This is a genomic window from Psychrobacter alimentarius (assembly GCF_001606025.1).
Lineage (GTDB): Bacteria > Pseudomonadota > Gammaproteobacteria > Pseudomonadales > Moraxellaceae > Psychrobacter > Psychrobacter alimentarius.
The window spans coordinates 3,063,634-3,082,929 of the sequence record NZ_CP014945.1 but is presented as its reverse complement, the minus strand read 5'-3'; the positions used below and the strand labels follow the sequence as shown (position 1 = coordinate 3,082,929).

The following is a 19,296-nucleotide window of genomic DNA, read 5'->3' as shown; positions in this document are numbered from 1 at the left end:
TACTTAGTTAAATCTCAGCTTAGTCAAAAACGAATCTGCTAAATATCTTATAATATCAATGGCTATCGCACGCCCTCTCTTGAAAATTCAACTTAACGCACTCATCTAGCCGCTAACGTTATATAATGGTTCGGTTTAATGGCTGGTTTGTTTTATGTGAGCGTATCGCGCATCCGAATTTTGATGTAGTGATGCGTGAGTCACTTTAGCCGTATGATAGCCACCATCGCTATTTATTTTCTTATCATCTGAGTACAAAAGACATCGCCCTATGACTATTTCTATTGCTTCATTGCACAGCACCGAATTCGCCGTTGGTCAACGTTATTTATCTGATACGGAGTCCGAGCTGGGCTTGGGTGTGGTCATCGATGTAGACGACCGATGTGTCCATATTCTATTCCCTCAAAGTGAAGAGACACGCGTCTATGCCAAAAACTCTGCGCCTTTATCACGCGTGGTGTTCAAAATTGGTGACAGCATTTATGACCAAGACGGCAAATGCTATACAGTCAATGCGGTTGACGAAGTCATGGGCGTACTCAAGTACGGTGTCGATGAGCACGAAAGAGGCATTATGGAGACCCGTCTTGCGGCCAATATTACGCTAGCAAAGCCGCTTGAACGTCTGCTCGCTGGTCGTATTGAGCGCGGTGATTGGTACGAGCTGCGTCAAGATATCTTGCGTATGCAGTCGGCGCTTGCCGGTCACCCACTCAAAGGCTTGATGGGCGCACGTGTCGATATTATCGAACATCAGCTCTATATCGCGCATGAAGTGGGCAAACGTATCGCGCCACGTGTATTGCTAGCCGATGAAGTTGGCCTTGGTAAAACCATTGAAGCGGGTTTGATTATTCATCAGCAGCTACTGACAGGCAAGGCTGAGCGTGTACTTATCCTTGTACCAGACAGTTTGCAATATCAGTGGATGATTGAGCTGCGTCGCCGTTTTAATCTGAACTTTGCGTTGTTTGATTTGGTGCGTACTGCTGCGATCAAAGAGCACGATCCTGAGCAAAACGTCTTTGCCACTGAGCAGTGTATCATCGCTGGTATGGATCTGCTGCTTGACCATCCTGATTTGTATGACCAAGCGATGGAGGCTGGGTTTGACCTGTTGGTCGTCGATGAGGCGCATCACTTGCATTGGGATGAAGCGCAAGGCGGCAACGACAAATACGATTTGATTGCAGACTTTGCAGAAGAGACGCCAGGCGTCATGCTATTGACCGCGACCCCTGAGCAGCTTGGCGCGCAAAGTCACTTTGCCCGTTTGCGCCTATTAGATCCTGATCGTTTTGATGATTTAGATGAGTTCATCGATGGTCAAGAAGCATTTGCTGAAACAGCGGCAGTTGCTAGCGTGTTGATAGAAGACAAGCCAGTAAGTGAGGGTCAAATTGCCGCGTTGAGTAGTTTGTTAGACATCAATATTGACGAGCTTGCAGCAATCAACGACGATGAAAAATTGCGAACCTATGCGCTTAACGAGTTACTCGATCGTCATGGTACGGGCCGTATCTTGTTCCGCAATACACGTGAGAGTGTAAAAGGCTTTTATGGTCGTAGCAGTCAGCCATACCCACTGCCATTACCTGAGGCTTGGAAAGACAGTTATCAAACTAATGGCAAATTGCGTGAGCAGCTATGGGGCGAAGAAAACCAGCCGGATGGTGGCTGGTTAGAGGACGACCCACGTGTGCCTTGGTTAATTGACATCTTAAAAGGCGATCTCAAACACAATAAAGTGTTACTGATTGCGCGTAGTGGCGCGACAGTTGAGAGTTTAGAGGCAGTATTGCGCTTACATGCAGGTATTAAGACGGCTATCTTTACTGAGCAAATGACTCTGCTTGAGCGTGACCAAGCGGCGGCATTTTTTGCCGATAGCGAAGGCGCACAGATACTATTATGTTCAGAGATTGGTTCAGAAGGCCGTAACTTCCAGTTTGCCAGTCAATTAATACTATGGGATTTGCCTGCCAATCCGGATACCTTAGAGCAGCGCATTGGACGTCTAGACCGTATTGGGCAAACACAGCAAATCATGCTGCATGTCCCATACGTACAAGGCACGGCGCAAGAGCGTCTGTACCAATGGTATAACGATGCGCTCAACATGTTTAATCAGATTTCACCAACCGCTCAAAGCGTGCAAGAGCAATATATTCAAGAGCTAAAACCAATGCTTGAGGGTGCGGATACCGATGACAATCGCACCACCTTACAAAATGTGATTGCAGAGGCACTACAGACACGTTTGGGGCTAGAAGCTCAGCTACAAGCCGGCCGTGATCGTCTGCTTGAGTACAATTCGTGCCGTCCGCGCGTTGCAGGGCGTATCGCTGATGCCATGCGTGATTTTGATAGTCACAATTTATTGCCGCAATTTATCGAGCGCTTCTTTGCCTCAGCCAATATCGATCACAATATTCAACGTGATGGCTCATGGGTCATTGCCCCGATTGATAGCACTGAGATCAGTGATTATATCGATGGCTTGCCACTCGGTGATGAAGACGGCATGACGCTGACCTTTGAGCGTGAGCAAGCGTTACAGCGCGAAGATATTGACTTCATCACGCATGAGCATCCATTGATGCGTGCCATCTATGAGCTGGCGAGCACCAGCACCTTTGGTAATACCACGGTTGCCATGCTAAAAAGTGCTGCAGTACCACAAGGCATGGTATTGCTTGAAGTGAATTTTCGTGTGGAAGCGATTGCGCCAAAAGTCCTGAATCTGCCAGCGACATTGACCACACAGAACATTCGCGTCTTTATCAGTGAGCAGGGCAGCGATTTGTCAGCCCGTATCAGCGCCGACATGATTATGCCGCATATTGAGCGTTTGGATAAAAATCGTGCGCGCCAAGTGATTAAAGTGCGCGGGGATGTGATTGAGCAGCGTTATTATGAAGCCGAAGACATTGCTCGTGAGCAACTAACAGAGATTGGTGCGCAGGCAAGCGCGCGCTTTAGCCAGCAATGGTCACGTGAAATCAAACGCCTCAAGCATCTGCAAACCATCAATCCTAACGTACGCCCTGAAGAGATTGAGCGTCTAGAGCAACTAAAAGCGCAAGGAGAGCAAGCGCTCGGTAATTTATCCTTAGTGCCAGATTCTATTCGTGTATTGGTCGCCGTAAAACCTTAAACTTAAAACAAAAAAACGAGATGCCACCGAGTATCTCGTTTTTTATCATCTATATTGCTTGTGTAGACAGGGCGTTTTGTATCATCGCCGTTAAATAAATCGAGCGATACTTGTAAGTAAGCGCTTAGTCTCTAGTCAAAGCAACCAATATTGGGTAATATGTTTACCTTGCCAAATTGTAACACATACCTAGGTAATGAATGCTTAGTGATAGCACTGCTATGACTGTATTTTCTGTTCTAAAATCTCACTTGCGTGTTTTAACAAGTGATTTCATATTATTGTAAATTCAAACGCAACGGATCTGTCGCAATATCATAACCTTATTGATATCGATAGCTGCTGTGCGTTTTTTATAAAAATAAGGAAACATATCGTCATGTCCGATTATTCGCAACTGATTGATGAGCTGCTCGCTACGGTAGCGCTTATTGAAGTGACCCCTGATGTTTTTGAGGGTAAAAGCCATGACTATGTTGGCAGTCGTATTTTTGGCGGGCAGGTACTCGCCCAAGCGATGATGGCCGCAGCGCATACGCTGGATCAAGATAAACCATGTCATTCATTGCATGGATATTTTTTGCGTGGTGGTGATATCAATCAGCCTGTCATCTATCAAGTGCGCCGATTGCGAGATGGTCGCAGTCTGTCAGCGCGTGAAGTGACGGCGATTCAATACAAAGAAGTGCGTGGCAAACCACCAGTGGAGCAAGTCATATTTTCGATGATTGCCTCGTTTTCACCGATGGAAGAGGGCCTTGAATATCAAGAAGATATGCCCGTTTATCCGCCACCTGAAGATTTGCTGGCAGAGCAGGATTTAAAAGAAGAATACGTGGGTAAAGTGCCAGATGCGCTCAAAGCACGCTTTATGCGTCGTCGTCATGTGGAGATTAAACCAGTCAAACCGCGTGATCCGATTCATCCTGAACCCATGAAACCCAAACAAGCCAACTGGTTGCGTATTCGTGAGCTGGGCAATCAACCGGTTGCTATTCAACAGGCGCTTCTTGCGTTTTCATCGGATTTTTATCTGGTCGGTACAGGATTAATGTCCCATGGTGTGAGCTTTATGACCAGTGGTTTGCAAGCGGCCAGTATTGATCATTCGATGCACTTCCATCGTAATTTTGATTTGAACGGATGGATGCTGTACGACATGTGGAGTGATACAACTTCTAATGCCAAAGGTCTCAATCACGGACAATTTTGGCAAAATGGCAAGCTGGTTGCCACCGTACAACAAGAAGGTTTGATGCGTTTGCGTGTGCCTAAATCTTAGAGTCTAGTCTTAAAATCTAGACGAATATTGTAGAACCTTGAATGATAAAAAGTTCTAAGCCCTACCTTTAAAGATATTTTTAAAAATAGCGCTTAGAGTTTTGCATTAACATCAACGTTTAACTATCGATTCTAAATTTAACGCTCAATAATTTTTTCCATGGCGCGAGGCAGACCCAAACTGTCTCGCGCTTTTTGTTGGGTTAACCATTTAAAGGCAGTCTCAGCCGCTGCTAGTTTACTATTTAGCTCGGTTATTTGTGCCGTATCAACCGTCAGTTTCCGCGACGTCAGATACCAATGAAAGTGCGTGAGTGAATGCTTAATAGGGTCATCATCCAGCAATGTGCGACTGGTTGATGCTGCGGCTAAATCGTTTTCTGTCAGCCATTCATTGATAATTTGCTCAGCCGTGGTAAATTCTGCTTCGTATACTTTTTCATTACTACGTACATCACCTGATGGCTTATCCTCGTTATTTTCTGATTTTTTAGTAGCAGTCTTACCATTCATTTTACCGTCAACTTTTTCCACAAACTGTAATGGCAAGCTCCACAGTCCACCCCAAATGCCATTGTCAGGGCGTTGTAGCCACAATATTTCACCATCTGTACTTTCAATAAGCAACGCATCACTAAACTTACTGGGTTTGGGCTGTTTTTTGGCTTTGACGGGATAATCAGTCTCGCGTCCCTCGGCATGTGCCAAGCAGTCGTCTTTTAAGGGACACAATAGGCATGCAGGTTTGCTGCGCGTACATAAGGTCGCGCCCATATCCATCATCGCTTGCGCGAACAGTCCCGAGCACTCGTTAGGCGTTAAACGTTCTGCTAACGCCCATAGCTCTTTTGTCGTGGCGGACTTGGTAATGTCACTGTCTATGGCTGCCCAGCGTGTTAAAACCCGTTTGACATTACCATCGCAGATGACGCCATAGCGGTGTAATCCCATCGCCATAATTGCGCCCGCGGTCGATGGGCCAACGCCAGAAATCGCCTCCCAGCCTTCCAAAGTCTGCGGAAAATTACCAGCCTCATCGATCACTGCAACCAACTGCTTAGCGCCTTTGTGCAAATTACGCGCACGTGCATAGTAACCAAGTCCTGCCCAATGCTCGGCGACCAAATCCCAGTCGGCTGCGGCTAAATCTTGCACCGTCGGAAACGTGTCCATAAACCGCGCAAAGTAGGGCAGTACGGTGGTGACTTGCGTTTGCTGAAGCATGACTTCTGATAGCCACACGATATAAGGATTGGGCGTATCAGTCTGGTGCTGTTGCCAAGGCAAGTCATGGCGACCATTTTCGGCAAACCAATCGAGAAGGCGCGGGGCGAAGGAGTTTAGAGAAGAGGTGGTGTGGTTAAAAGCTGTGTCAGAAGATTCAGAATTGGCGGTTAGCTGGGTCATAGGCTTTATTATCTAGTGTTTTAAAGGTAAACAATTATACCTGATATGCGTATTTGCTACGACCCAACTTTAACGTGATTGTATTAAATAATATAATAAAAATAACTACTTAACGATAGATGGAAGCTGAAAATTATTTATAGCATAAGTGTTGGCGCAAAATTTGATTAAAGCAAAATACGAAAAAGCCCATGAGGGCTTTTTTATAGAAGATAATTTTTTAAGAAGCAAGTTTTAAACCAAACCTACTTCCGATTCTGACGTGTACGCTTTTTACGTAAACGCTTCTCTTCTTCTTTAGCTTTACGCTTCTCTTCAGCAGCGAGACGTTGTTCTGCAACGACGATTTCTTCTGCCTCAATCATCGCTGGGGTTTCAAGCGTGATACGCCCGATCTTCGCACTACGCAGTTCATTGATGAGAATCTCAGACATGCGGTAGGTGTCGACCTGATTGCCTGAACGCACACAGCCACGATTACGACCCGCTATTTCAAAAAACTCCCAATCGGTCTTGGGTAGCTCGTCAATTTTATAGCGAGTCTTTAGCAGCTCAGGATAGGCGTGCATCAAATACTCAGCGGTGTAGCTTGCCACATCAGCGAAATCAAACGCGGTATCGCGAATACCGCCCGTCGCGGCTAAGCGATAGCCAGAATTTTCATTTTCAACCTTTGGCCATAGCATACCAGGCGTGTCGTAGAGCATGATGTCATCGTCAAGTTTAATCAGCTGCTGAGATTTGGTCACCGCTGGCTCATCACCCGTCTTTGCCACAGCGCGCCCCGCCAAGGTATTAATCAAAGTAGATTTGCCCACGTTTGGAATACCCATAATCATAGCTTTGATTTGACGGCCTGTGCCTACTTTATTGGGAACAAGATGTTTGCAGATGGCGATGATGCGTTTGACATCATTGGCCTTGTCGGTATCGCACGCAATCGCTTTAACACTGGTTTGCTGCTCAAGATGATCCATCCACGCTTGGGTCAATTCAGGATCAGCAAGGTCGGCTTTGTTTAGGATTTTGATGACGGGTTTTTCGCCGCGCAACGCTGCGACCATTGGGTTTTCACTACTATAAGGAATGCGCGCATCAATCACTTCGATGACCACATCCATCTGCGGCATGATTTCTTTGATTTCGTTGCGGGCTTTGTTCATGTGCCCAGGGAACCACTGAATACTTGCTCTCTTATCCATCTGACTTCATAACCTTTTATAAAAAATGCTAAAAGTAAAACAATGAACGTTTACTTTCTAATGATGCCAGTTTACTACAGAACCCGCATGCTCACGGCACAATTTCACACGGGCACGACGCAAAGTTACTTTTGAGACTGATCTATAGTGAATCCTAAATAAAAAAGATACAACAAGGCCAACCCACTGCCAACGATATATTTTCGTAGCCTCTGTCTGCGAAGGCACAGCAAGCAAGAAAATATAATGTTGGCAGCACTATAGTTATATTGGGTTGACTACACTTGCTCTTTATCAACTGGCGGCAAGGGTGCCAAATAACCAATTAACAATATCAAGCTGCCTGCACTAATAAACGATATCACTCGCCAAATTGCCTCGGTCTGTGACAAATCGACCAAGACCAGTTTGAGCACGACAATGCCGAGCAGACCAATTCCCATAAACCAAAGTGCGCGCTGCCAGTAGCGACTGGCGATAATGGTGGCAACCAATGCGAGGAGTGTCCATAAAATAGTCAGCCCTGTCTGCACTTGCTCGCTGTTCCATGCGCCGCCTTGAGCGCCGTCCCACAGTGGTGTACCAATAAAGGCATGTAGCGTTCTGATTAACATACTAGATATCAGCCAAAAACTGATCAATCCCAAGATAATGAGGAAATTGTCCGTGGTTAATATTTGCTGGCGTTTGGCAATCGTATTTGAGGCAGTTGAAGGGTCAGCGTGGCGATTTTGGTACAGGTAATACAGACTAAAACCAGTCAAGAGTACCAGCCAAGAGGTGACATCATATAAGTTCAACAGTGGGAAGTAAGGTAAATCCCAAATCATACCGTCATACGACCAGTTGGTAATAATGACCCACAGTAGGGCAATCGGAGTAAAAACAGCTGCGCAGTTAAACAAGGCTTGTTGCCAATCAAACCAGTACAACCATCCGTGAGCCTGCACGTCATTTACTTGCGCATCTTGCTTGTGATTATTGCCAAAACGATTATTACCAGAATAGTTATTAATAGAGCGATAGCCGAACCACAATCCTGCCAATATAAAGATATATGGAATCAAGATAGCCATGACGCCATCAGAGTCGGGTAGTCCATAATGAGCGCCAGCTGCGATTAATAAAATCCCTGTGCCAAGCCAACTTGCTTGAGAGTAGCGTGATATATCACCAGCAGCATGCCATGTCTTTAACCAAAGCTGACCGACAATCAACCAACCCGCTACTAGGATTGCAAACACCAGCCATTCTGTCATTATCCAATTCAAATCAAACTCAAACTTCTGTGGTAGCTGTAGCACTAACATCGCATAAAATAGCCATGATAACGGGCGGCTCAGGTGTCTGATCTCTGACCATGATTGATACCGATCAATCAGCCAATAAGCAGACAGACTTATGAGCGCCGCGAGCGCAATGAGCGTCGTTGTGGACTGCCAAATATCAAACCAATGATCCCAATCAATCATCAGTACGTGTAGCATCCATACCACTGCCGTAAAAGTCAAAAATGAGATCACTCTAGGGCTGTGCCACACAAATTTAAATACTTGGCTTTGACTGTCGATTGAGTGCAACCATTGGTGAGCGGCACGTGTGCTGATGCCTAACGAGTCAGCATAAGTGGATATAGAGGCTGATGCAGATTCTGACATGTTGCCAGATGTGACGGTAAATACCGTCGGTGAGTTGTTGGCACGTAAGATAAAGACAGTCGCCAGATAACTGAGAGCCGAAATACTCAAGGCCAATACGGGATAATCTTTACCCGTGAATACGGCTGTCGTCACAAGCATGCCAATGCTAATCAGCTGCAATAATAGCCCAAACAATACGGACCACGCACGTAATGAGCGCCTGCCAAACCAAACCAGTGCCAGTCCTTGTATCGACCAACCAAAGGCAATCCATTCTGCATCAAGCACTAAGGGCACAACCAATGCTAAAAACCCAAACCCAAGTGCCAACATGCCTTCTGTAATTAAGGCATAACGCTGACTGCGCTTGATAAATATCCAGCCCAAACCAAAATAAACAGCCGCAAAGATTGCACTGGTCATCGATAAAGCATTGGGAATATCATCTAGCAACGCGGCGAATAAACCAAAAGCAAGCAAGGGTACTGAAAATAATAAGCCTGTATCGATAGGAAACAGATACGTCGTCTGTTCCTTATCCGAATTTTTTAGAGTGTCTGTTGACCCATCGGTTGGGTGAGTGCTATTGAATGCAAATTCATTGGAGGTGTTATAGCTGATAATTTGCTGCGCGTAGCGAATGACGACGAAGAGGTATAGAAGCCAGTGTAACGCGACTAGCAACACTAGAGGCCAGCGCTGTGATTGAATGACAGCTGTTAAATTTTCACTTATGCCCCAATAGTAGGCCAGCCCAAAGGTCACGCCCGCCCCAAACAGATTCAATATTTTCCAAGGTCGATAATGAGCAATCACCGCGATGGTGACATTTAATAAAAGGTAATAGCTGAATAATACCACCAAGCTGCCTGTGTCTTCACTGGTCAAAATAGGAGCAAAAAAACCGCCAGACAATGCCAGTAACGCGAGCGGAAAAGCGTTTTGCCGAACTGCCAACGCAATCGTGACAGCTGATAATACGCCGAGTCCAATAAAGCTTGGTATACTCGGAAGAATCTGATAAACGCTATAAGCAAAGAAGGTACTCAGATAAGCAATCGCGAGGCCCGTACCTTGTAGCGTAATGCCATAAGAAAACCGTTTTGCCGTCAGCTTATAGCCAAGTCCTGCCAATCCAAGCCCTGCAATACCAATCGTCATGAGCTTGGTTGCAATAGAAATCTCAATATATTCGCTCAATAACCGTAGCAATAACACCACACCCACCAGCAAGACCAAGACACCAACCCGTACGACTAAATTTCCACCAAAAAACCAATTTTTAATAGAATGAATCAACGATGTGACCATTGGCAATGAACGCTCATCAGGTTCTATGGGGACAGTCGGTATTGTATTGCTTGTAGCTATTGAAGGTTGATTGTCTACAGAGTTAATATCAGAGGCATTTGACGATAGGCTTGATAGAGGAATAGTGGGTCGAGCAGGCGGCCATGGGTGTGATGTAGCAGACGTTTCGGTAAATAGATTTTGTGCGTCGAGCGGCTTCTGTGAATCGAGAATGGTATCTTCAGTAATGCGACCTTTTATAGCAGCGTTGGATGCATCGTCGTAGTTGTCAGTTGTGACAGTAGAGGACGATGATGCATTACTGTTTTTTTGCTGCTCAAGTTCTATTTTTAATGTGGTCACATCACGGCGTAGTCGCTCAATTTTTCGACTGATATTGGTGTATAACGCGACAACCACAATCAATAAAGCCGTAAAAGCCAGCCAACCCAGTTGTGTTATCAAGAGATATAACATCTTCGCCACTCAATCTGTCTCATAATAAAAGGATAATGACGCTATTTACTGAGAAGTACAAGCCTGGCTATGTCACTTGAATCCTCGAATGACGGACAGCAATAAAAAATTGATACTAATAAAAAAAGGTCAGCTTAATGATTAAGCTGACCTCTTATGGATTTTTTATTGGCTCTAATATTACAAAGCAGTTGTTTTATATGCTTAAGCGAAAATTATGCCAAGTTGGTTTTCATGAACTCAAGCATGTTTTCCCAGCTTTGCTTGGCAGCAGCTTCATTGTAGCCAAGATCTATCTCATTTTTGGCAGCCTTTTCGTCTGCATGCGGGTTGGTGAAGCCATGTTTGGCATTGTCATAGACATCAATTGTATAATCAACATCAGCAGCATCTAGTTCGGATTTTAGACCTTCAACCGCGTCCATAGATACCATTGAATCATCACGACCATGAGCGACTAACACTTTTGCTTTGAAGTTTTTGTCGGCTGGCTGCTTGGCTGATAGATTACCATGGAAAGTGGCGACGGCTTTTAATGGCATGGCTTCGCGTGCCATATCGAGTACGACTTTACCGCCGAAGCAGTAACCAATTGCACCTAAATTATCACCATCAACGGCTAATTGGTCGCTGAAATCATTGAGGATCAAACGACAGCGTGCCATTAGCATATCTTGATCTTCAGTTACTTGCTCCATCCACATATTGGCTTGCGCCGCATCCGTAGTGATTTTACCTTCACCATAGACGTCCATGGCGACTGCTGCATAGCCCGCTTTAGCCAAACGCTCGGCCACTGATTTTGTATGATCGCTGATGCCCCACCATTCTGGTGCGACCAAGATACCTGCGGTTGGATTGGTATCTGAAGCATTTTCTGGCAATGCCACATAGCTGATAAGTTCAACATTGTTTTCGGTGGTGCTGATTAATTCAAACGTCTTAATTGACATATTATTGTCCTTTTTTATGTTATGAGTTTTGGTTATCTATATTATTTATCGTGTCTCGTTTTTTACTTTTACTACCTTAACGCCCATGGCAAGCAAAAACAGCTATAATACTGTAACGCTCTTTATCAAAATGCTACTGCACATTTATGACTATCAATTTGTTAAACAAAGACAATACCAATTCGACTACTGAATCGAATTTTGTATCAAACTCTCACTCAGATATGCAGATAGAACCGTCTGTGACTTTGTTTCCTGAAACCAAAGCCGCTGAGACCTTGCGTCCAGAGTTTTGGTCGCGATTTACATTGAATGAATTGAATCACAGCGAGTGGGAGGCCTTGTGCGATGGCTGTGGCAGTTGCTGCTTGATTAAGTACATTGATGAAGACGAAAACGGCGATGTGGATGAAGCGTTGGTTGAATATACCGATGTGACATGCCAGCTGATGGATTGTGCGACTGGCTATTGTCAGCATTACGCCACGCGCCAAGAGCACGTACCAGATTGTATTCAGTTGACCATGGAAAATTTGCCAAGCATGATGTGGCTGCCATCACACTGTGCCTATAAGCGCTTGTATAAAGGGCAGACGTTACCAAGTTGGCATTTGTTATTGACTGGGGATGCAGTGCTCACACAGCAGCAAATGCGTGCTGCCAACGTTGGTGTGGCTGGGCGCTGCGTGAGCGAAACGGGCATGAGTGATGAAGAGATGGAGATGCGAGTGGTCAATTGGGTAAAACCTTAGCCTGCATGACTTTTCTGTTATTATTATTCCATTATTTTTCACTACACCTAATGGTTACCCCTATTAATTTTAGTCACTATACCTAATCATGATATCCAAGCCCCATACCAAACCTAGCGATATTATTGAGAAATTTGAGCGGTAGATTGTGCATTTGCCTCAGCAGATGCTTGCGAATCGGCAAGTGGGGGAATAGGAATGCCTTGACGAATCTGCTGAGAAAACGCACGGCCATTATCATCAGATGTGGCACCAGATTGATTATCAAACCCGATTGTTTTTGGATTGATGTGGGTGCGTTCATACCATGTGTCCATCGACCAAGGCTGATTGTCATTTTCGGGCGCTGCATCTAACATGCCGACATCATATAGGTAATTGGGTAGCCAGCCTGATACCCAAATTCGATAATCCCATGGCAGGCGATCGCCACTAACAATACGCGCCATATAAAAAATGATATTGGTACAGTTACTGAGCAGCGTATTGTACCAGTCGGGCGCAGCATTTAGGTCATCAGCAGCAGTCAAATAAGCTTCAAATAACGATCTCACCTCATGCTGTTGCAAATGACTGACAGGAAACAAATACACTTGCTCACCGCGGGCGTTACTACGAGTATAAATAATGTCGCGCTCTTCGGCGGCAATGAGGCTTAACTCATAACGCCTAAAAAATCCTGCCAGCGCCGAAAAAGATTCGCCTTTTTCTTTACGAATCTCAAATGAGAAGGCAAGTGGTCGATCATTTTCAAAGCGAAAACTGACTAAGGTATGGGCAATGAGTGGTCCCATCCAATAAGAGTTGGTCACATCAACACCAGACAGCTTGGACAAATCGACCGTGCGCGTTTCCCAATGCTCCGTTGCTTCGGTATCTGTACGCCAATCAAAATTACGGACGTTGGTGAGCGTAATCAAATCAGGGTTGGCGGCATCACGCTTATAATCTACCCGCTGACTGACTTCAGCCATCCAGCCACGATCTTGTTTGGGTTCGATAGACAAAAACCAGCCAACCCCTGCAAGCCAAGTCGCAGCATAAATCCCTGTCAGCCATTTAACACGAGTGCTTTTGTAAGAGTGGTTGTCTGCATTGTGGTACGAGGTAGCATTTTTTTTGGTAAATAGGGTTTTATCAAAAATCTGAGGCCAGTAACGCGCTGCAAGCAATGTGGCTAACAGTCCAACCACCACAACCGTTGTCAGCCAAGTGATCGCGCTGGCTATCCCAAATTGGTACCAAACAGCCAGCAATAACCAGATCGCAGACAATATCAGGGCGAGGGCAATAAAAAATTGAACGATGTAGTGTCGCCATATAGATAACCCGCGTCGATGCCCAAATACCTTATTTTCTCTACTAAGGCTTTGGTTTTCTTTGCCGTGATTTTGGTTTTCTCTGACGCGACTATGTGAACCATGATTTGACTGGCGGTCATTAGAGTGAGAACTAAACAGGCGGGAGAAAAACGAACGTAGCGACATAAGGATTGCTTTGATAGACACAGGTTTTGACCATAGCAAAGTTTATAACACACTGACAATACAATTTGAGTGAATTTGTCGTTGAATGTCAGTCACCCATGCGATAAAGTGAAGCTGATTTATACTGGTCTATTTATTGTTTAATGATAAAAGATTGGTTTTATTCATGACGTTTGTCCCCATCTACACGTTATCTATTATTTACTTATTATATTTATTGTCATTAACTAAAGAGGTTAAATCACAACACCATGTCTGACGACACTCCCAGCCCGAGTAGTTGGTCGATGCGCGGCTTAAAACGCTGGCTATCGACCGCCCCTGAAACCCGTGATGAACTGGTTCGTTTGGTACAAGACTCGCGCCAGTTTTTAGAACCTGATACCGTTGATATGTTAGAAGGCGTGCTAGATCTGCCAGCGACCCAAGTGCGTGAAATCATGACGCCGCGTCCGCAAGTGATAGGTTTACACGAAAGTACCAGCATCTCTGAAGTGATGGATATCATCCTTGATACCACACACTCACGCTACCCAGTATTTGACAGTCAAGACGACGATGCCGTCATTGGAATCTTGCTGGCAAAAGACTTAATTCCTATTCTGGTTCATATGGTTCGCAACCAAGAAGAAAAAATTGACAGCAAACGTCTAAGAGATTTGGTGCGCCAGCCGTTGTATATCAGTGAGACCGCGCGCTCTGATACTTTGTTACGCTCATTGCAACGGACACAAGTACACATGGCCATTGTGGTGGATGAGTTTGGTAATTTTGGTGGCGTGGTCACGATGGAAGACCTACTCGAAGAGATTGTCGGCGATATCGTCGATGAGCATGACGACTTTGATGAAGACAGTGACATCAATAACATCATTGCTGATCCCGAAAAATCTAACACGTGGCGTGTGCAAGCCTCTACAGTGATTGAAGACTGTAACGATGAGCTTGGTAGCCAATTTGATGATACCGATGTCGATACCATGGGCGGTTTGGTCATGCAAGCATTGGGTCATGTGGGAGATTTGGAAGGGGAGAGCGTGGTAATAGACGATTGGAAAATCACCATTACCGATGTGGAAGGACGTTTTATCCAAAACCTAGAGCTGACCAAAATGAATCCAGATCATCAGATATTGATAGGCAGTCATTAATGAGTTACTAGATGAGCGATTAAAAGACGATAGGCGACACTTAAAAAACACGATTGCGATCGTGTTTTTTTCTTTTTAGAATTGGGATTTTGCTACGCAATTTTACCCATTCAGTAGGCTAGGCTGGTATCATGGGCGGGTTTAATTTTAGATACAGTATCAAACTGGATACGGTCTACTTTGGCTTGAGTATTACTTGGATACTAAAGCTTTAAATTTTTGAGAAATATGGTTTTGGATAACTGCTATGCGTCTGTCTACTGTTGATTTGCAAAAACGTCTGAACCCTGATAAGCCAAAAGGCTTACCAATGCTTGTGACGGTACTGATTGCGTGGCTGGCAGGCGCAATATTTACCTTGGCGCTTGCGCCTTATGATATTTGGCCGCTTGCACTGGTGTCGCCTGCTATTTTGTACGCCTTATTAATCCCTGTAATGAATGGCAAACGTGCCTTTTTGATCGGTCAGGCTTATGGCACAGGACTGTGGTGCGTGGGTGCTTTTTGGCTCTATACCTCTATTCACGTCTACGGCAATACGCCTGTATGGCTTGCACTCATTATGATTGCACTCATGGGTCTGGGCATGGGGTTGTTTCATGGATTTATGGCGCTAACATTCAATAAGGTAGTCGGTAAGCAGCCGCTGTCTTTTGCAGCGCTTTGGGTTTTGCAAGAATGGATGAAAACGTGGTTGTTTACCGGTTTCCCGTGGTTGTTTGTGGGTTATGCCTTTACCGAGCAGTATTGGCTGTCCTCATTGGCGCCTGTTGCGGGCGTTTTTGCCATCTCTTTTGTCGCGGTCTTATTAGCCGCAAGTGTGGTTGAGCTATTGCGTCGCCGTAGTGGTTATATGATTCCATCGTTGGGGCTACTGGCCATTAGCACCGCCTTATGGTTAATCAATCCGCAGTGGACAAAGCCAAAAGGCACGCCAGATTTATCTGTGTCGTTGATCCAAGGCAATATTCCTCAAGATCTCAAATGGCTCACTGAGTATCAGATAGAAACGCTCAAAATCTATGCAACCCTAACGAGTACCGAATGGGACCGCGATCTTGTGTTGTGGCCTGAGTCTTCTATTCCCATGTTTCAGACGGAAGCGGTTGGCTTTATCAATGAAATGGTCAAGATGGCCAAGGAGACGGATACTACGTGGGTCACGGGTATTCCTTACAAAGATGAAGCAGCATTTGATGCCAGTACCGATAAATACCCGCCATTTTACAACAGTGTCATTGCCTTAGGCGCAGACGCAGAAGGACTCTACAAAAAACAACGTCTGGTACCGTTTGGCGAGTACATTCCCTTTGAAGGATTGTTAGATATTTTGCCGAATCTGGCAGGTAGCCAAGACATCATGAGTTACAGTCGTGGTAGCGATAAACAGGCACCGCTACGCGTTCGTGGACACAATCTGGGATCAGCCATTTGTTATGAGGTTGCCTATCCAGATACCACCCGCAAAAATGCCATTGGTACGGACTTTTTATTGACCATCTCAAACGATGCTTGGTTTGGTACGTCAGCCGGTCCGTTGCAACATCTACAAATGGTACAGATGCGCGCGCTTGAAAATGGGCGCTGGTTTATGCGGGCAACCAATACGGGTGTGACGGCAATCATTGATCATAAAGGTCATATTGTCGAGCGCGCGCCGCAGTTTGAACGCACGGTATTACGCGGTGAGGTGCAAGCGCGTGTTGGCAATACACCCTTTATGCGTTTTGGTCAGTATCCTATCTTATTTATCATCGCGTTATTATTGGTATTAAGCTATTTTGGCAAAGGATCAAGCGCACAGGTTCGTTCTAGCAAGCAGGTATAGTGGGCCGCTATCATTTATCATAAAGGCCATTGAAAGAAGTTGTTGATAATAAATCCTTTAAATACTTAAGGGTTTTAACAAATCAGTATAAATTGCGATATAATAGGTCAATATTTCAAATATTTTGTGCAAGGTGGATAAGGTATGTCAGAAGGTATCGTCAACAACAATCCGAAGAAAGAGCTGCTGTATACTTTGTGCGGCATTGCCTTATTTTTAGGTATTGTCTTATTGATTGGCATTTCTGGATTTTTGCGTCCAGCAGGCGAACATATTAAGGCTGAGACTACCGCAGCATCAGCCGCTGCTGCTAAGGCTGAAGCAATTGCTGCTGAAGACGATGCAGCGCCAGCAGAAACTACAGCTGCACCTGTGGCAACAGCAGATGCCTCAGCAACGGATACAGCAGCAGATGCGACCGTCACTCCAGTAACAGAAGGTGATAGTGCCGTGGTTGCGGCAGAGTCTGGTACAGCGACAGCCTCTGGTACTGTCAATCAAGCAGCGGTTGGCGATGCAGATTTAACGGCTGAGCAAGCAGATGGTGACTTAGATGCAGGCGATACGACTGATACACCAACGGCTGCACAGTAATATTTTCCAAAAAAGAACTTGTCGTAAAAGTTGCTTTATTGCACATTTACCTCACTAGAAGCGTATTCAAACGTCAAGGCTTTAAAGGGAAGCGCGAGATATTTGCCCTATTTAAAGCTTGAGTGCAATACGCTAAACACACCGTACGGTTGTCGTTAGTATTCATAAAAAAACCCGATCTCATTTTGTGAGCTCGGGTTTTTCTTTGTATGTATTTGTGTAATTCCTAGCCAACTTTTTCTTTACTTGAGTATAACCAAATGAAACAATGACGCGCTTACATGACTGTCTGACGGTAAAGTCAGAGGTCTACTGATGATGAAATCAGAGGCTTGGTCATGATTACAGTGGTCTTTAAAGGAATAAAGTTATGAGCATAGAATCAAAATCAGAGGCGAGGACTGCTGAACTGGAAGCATTAGATAATGGTTTTATGGGACACCCCAAGCCATTGCGTTCTCTATTTTTTACCGAAATGTGGGAACGATTTTCTTACTATAGTATCCGTCCCTTACTCGTATTATTTATGGTAGCGACGGTTGGCAGCGGCGGTTTCGGCTTTGATGAAGTAACGGCTTCTGCTATTTACGGTATTTTTGCAGGATCGTTATATTTGGCAGCAGTGCCAGGTGGTTGGCTGGCAGATAATTGGCTTGGTCAAGAGCGCGCACTGTGGTGGGGTAGTATCATTATTGCCCTCGGGCATTTATGTATTGCCCTGTCTGCCGTATTCGGTATGACGCTGTTTTTTGTCGGTTTGATATGTATCGTATTAGGTTCAGGACTATTCAAAACCTGTATCTCAGTCATGGTTGGTGCCTTATATCCCAAAGGTGATGTCCGCCGTGATGGGGGTTTTACGTTATTTTATATGGGTATCAATATTGGCGCGTTGCTGGCCGCCCTTATCGTAGGTGTCTTTAAAGAAAAAGGTATGTGGCATGCAGGTTTTGGTGTTGGTGGTCTTGGCATGCTTGTATCGCTATTGGTCTATCGTTTTGCAGCACAAAAGAACTTAACACGTTATGCACGCGCCAAAGGCATTACAGCTGAATGGGAAAACGCCAACGGTATTTACAAAAACATAGGTCGCTGGGTGGCAGGGTTTGTAGCATTATTAGTGGCAGTGGTGCTTTTGGTATCGACGGGTATGATCTCGTTCAATCCTCAAATGGTTGCAGAGTATATGACCTATATTATTGCAGCGGTCGTTATATTGTACTTTGCCATCATGTTTATCTCACCAAGATTGGATAAGACGGACAAACTGCGTTTACTGATTTGTTTTATCCTAATCATTGGTTCAACGCTATTTTGGTCAAGTTTTGAGCAGCAGCCAACGTCATTTAACTTGTTCGCTGATCGTTATACCGATTTGAATGTTTTAGGTTTTGAGATTCCAAGTATTTGGTTCCAGTCTTTGAACCCATTGTTTATCTTAATTTTGGCACCTATCGTCAGCATTGTTTGGGTTAAGCTTGCTAATAAAGGTCTTGAACCAAGTAGTATGGCTAAGTTTGCACTCGGCATGTTACTTGCGGCCGCTGGTTTTGCCTTGATGATCTTTGCTTCAAAAAGCATTTTGACCAATGATGGCGGTTTGGCATCACCATTATGGTTGGTAGGCAGTTTGTTGTTATTGACACTTGGTGAGTTGGCATTGAGTCCGGTTGGTCTGTCTTCAATGACAAAACTTGCGCCAAAGGGCATGCAAGGTCAGATGATGGGGCTTTTCTTTGCCTCTATCGCTATGGGTAACTTGGTTGCAGCTTTCTTCGGTGGTCATGTATCTGCTGATAAAATCGAAGGTTTACCGACCTTATTTACAACGATGACGGTCTTTTTGGTGGTGACAGCAGTTATCCTATTGGTACTGGCCAAACCTATCAATAATATGCTGAAAAAGAGTGAGCAAGCAGATCAAGTCAGCTAACTATTAGATAGCACCTTTTATCAACTGCTGATTGTACGTATTGCCTAAAGCAGTGATAACTGATGAGACGTGTTACCATGATTGGTAGCACGTTTTATTGTTTTAATTAGCGCAGTATTTTTTATGGGCTATTGAAAGCTT

Annotated in this window: 12 protein-coding genes; 7 read left to right on the top strand and 5 right to left on the bottom strand. The window is 44.9% G+C overall.

From position 1 onward, the window contains the following. Window positions 1–271 precede the first annotated feature (271 nt). Both rapA and A3K91_RS12715 read left to right on the top strand, forming a co-directional pair. Complete coding sequence (gene rapA / locus A3K91_RS12720; protein ID WP_062845600.1) at window positions 272–3,160, top strand: RNA polymerase-associated protein RapA; 2,889 nt, start codon at window positions 272–274, stop codon at window positions 3,158–3,160. 379 nt (window positions 3,161–3,539) lie between these two features. After that, on the top strand, window positions 3,540–4,442 hold the full coding sequence (locus A3K91_RS12715) for an acyl-CoA thioesterase (RefSeq protein WP_062845599.1): 903 nt from the start codon (window positions 3,540–3,542) through the stop codon (window positions 4,440–4,442). A gap of 137 nt (window positions 4,443–4,579) precedes the next feature. On the opposite strand, the gene mutY is transcribed toward A3K91_RS12715, so the two are convergent. The 4 genes from mutY to A3K91_RS12695 all read right to left on the bottom strand — a co-directional run bounded on the left by mutY (window position 4,580) and on the right by A3K91_RS12695 (window position 11,410). Further along, a complete protein-coding gene (gene mutY, locus A3K91_RS12710; RefSeq protein ID WP_062845598.1) occupies window positions 4,580–5,848 on the bottom strand; it encodes an A/G-specific adenine glycosylase in 1,269 nt (422 codons plus the stop codon). Between the two features lie 245 nt (window positions 5,849–6,093). Further along, a complete protein-coding gene (gene ylqF / locus A3K91_RS12705) occupies window positions 6,094–7,050 on the bottom strand; it encodes a ribosome biogenesis GTPase YlqF (protein ID WP_062845597.1) in 957 nt (318 codons plus the stop codon). A gap of 278 nt (window positions 7,051–7,328) precedes the next feature. Continuing rightward, on the bottom strand, window positions 7,329–10,445 hold the full coding sequence (locus A3K91_RS12700) for a DUF2339 domain-containing protein (protein ID WP_228139869.1): 3,117 nt from the start codon (window positions 10,443–10,445) through the stop codon (window positions 7,329–7,331). Between the two features lie 227 nt (window positions 10,446–10,672). After that, a complete protein-coding gene (locus A3K91_RS12695; protein ID WP_062845595.1) occupies window positions 10,673–11,410 on the bottom strand; it encodes a dienelactone hydrolase family protein in 738 nt (245 codons plus the stop codon). 224 nt (window positions 11,411–11,634) lie between these two features. On the opposite strand from A3K91_RS12695, the gene A3K91_RS12690 reads away from it, so the two are divergent. Continuing rightward, window positions 11,635–12,162, top strand: coding sequence for a YcgN family cysteine cluster protein (locus tag A3K91_RS12690; RefSeq protein ID WP_062846019.1), 528 nt, complete (start codon window positions 11,635–11,637; stop codon window positions 12,160–12,162). Between the two features lie 122 nt (window positions 12,163–12,284). Here A3K91_RS12690 and A3K91_RS12685 read toward each other — a convergent pair whose 3' ends face one another. Beyond that, window positions 12,285–13,649 carry an Lnb N-terminal periplasmic domain-containing protein gene (locus A3K91_RS12685; RefSeq protein WP_062845594.1) on the bottom strand — a complete coding sequence of 455 codons (1,365 nt, stop codon included), beginning with the start codon at window positions 13,647–13,649 and terminating at the stop codon, window positions 12,285–12,287. 251 nt (window positions 13,650–13,900) lie between these two features. Here A3K91_RS12685 and A3K91_RS12680 point away from each other — a divergent pair, with 251 nt between their 5' ends. The 4 genes from A3K91_RS12680 (at window position 13,901) to A3K91_RS12665 (ending at window position 19,155) form a co-directional block, all read left to right on the top strand. Next, window positions 13,901–14,800, top strand: coding sequence for a transporter associated domain-containing protein (locus A3K91_RS12680; protein WP_062845593.1), 900 nt, complete (start codon window positions 13,901–13,903; stop codon window positions 14,798–14,800). A 247-nt stretch (window positions 14,801–15,047) separates the two neighbouring features. Continuing rightward, entirely contained in the window at window positions 15,048–16,628 is a 1,581-nt protein-coding gene (lnt, locus tag A3K91_RS12675) for an apolipoprotein N-acyltransferase (RefSeq protein ID WP_062845592.1), read from the top strand. A 144-nt stretch (window positions 16,629–16,772) separates the two neighbouring features. Next, on the top strand, window positions 16,773–17,222 hold the full coding sequence (locus A3K91_RS12670) for a hypothetical protein (protein ID WP_062845591.1): 450 nt from the start codon (window positions 16,773–16,775) through the stop codon (window positions 17,220–17,222). A gap of 370 nt (window positions 17,223–17,592) precedes the next feature. Continuing rightward, window positions 17,593–19,155 (top strand): peptide MFS transporter, encoded by a 1,563-nt coding sequence (locus A3K91_RS12665; RefSeq protein WP_062845590.1) that lies wholly within the window; start codon window positions 17,593–17,595, stop codon window positions 19,153–19,155. Window positions 19,156–19,296: the final 141 nt, after the last annotated feature.

What these genes read in the sequence shown, in the direction of transcription:
- lnt (WP_062845592.1), top strand. Translation starts at nt 15,048, where the DNA reads ATGCGTCTGTCTACTGTTGATTTGCAAAAACGTCTGAACCCTGATAAG.
- A3K91_RS12695 (WP_062845595.1), bottom strand. Translation starts at nt 11,410, where the DNA reads ATGTCAATTAAGACGTTTGAATTAATCAGCACCACCGAAAACAATGTT.
- rapA (WP_062845600.1), top strand. Translation starts at nt 272, where the DNA reads ATGACTATTTCTATTGCTTCATTGCACAGCACCGAATTCGCCGTTGGT.
- A3K91_RS12680 (WP_062845593.1), top strand. Translation starts at nt 13,901, where the DNA reads ATGTCTGACGACACTCCCAGCCCGAGTAGTTGGTCGATGCGCGGCTTA.
- A3K91_RS12690 (WP_062846019.1), top strand. Translation starts at nt 11,635, where the DNA reads ATGCAGATAGAACCGTCTGTGACTTTGTTTCCTGAAACCAAAGCCGCT.
- mutY (WP_062845598.1), bottom strand. Translation starts at nt 5,848, where the DNA reads ATGACCCAGCTAACCGCCAATTCTGAATCTTCTGACACAGCTTTTAAC.
- A3K91_RS12665 (WP_062845590.1), top strand. Translation starts at nt 17,593, where the DNA reads ATGAGCATAGAATCAAAATCAGAGGCGAGGACTGCTGAACTGGAAGCA.
- A3K91_RS12670 (WP_062845591.1), top strand. Translation starts at nt 16,773, where the DNA reads ATGTCAGAAGGTATCGTCAACAACAATCCGAAGAAAGAGCTGCTGTAT.
- ylqF (WP_062845597.1), bottom strand. Translation starts at nt 7,050, where the DNA reads ATGGATAAGAGAGCAAGTATTCAGTGGTTCCCTGGGCACATGAACAAA.
- A3K91_RS12685 (WP_062845594.1), bottom strand. Translation starts at nt 13,649, where the DNA reads ATGTCGCTACGTTCGTTTTTCTCCCGCCTGTTTAGTTCTCACTCTAAT.
- A3K91_RS12715 (WP_062845599.1), top strand. Translation starts at nt 3,540, where the DNA reads ATGTCCGATTATTCGCAACTGATTGATGAGCTGCTCGCTACGGTAGCG.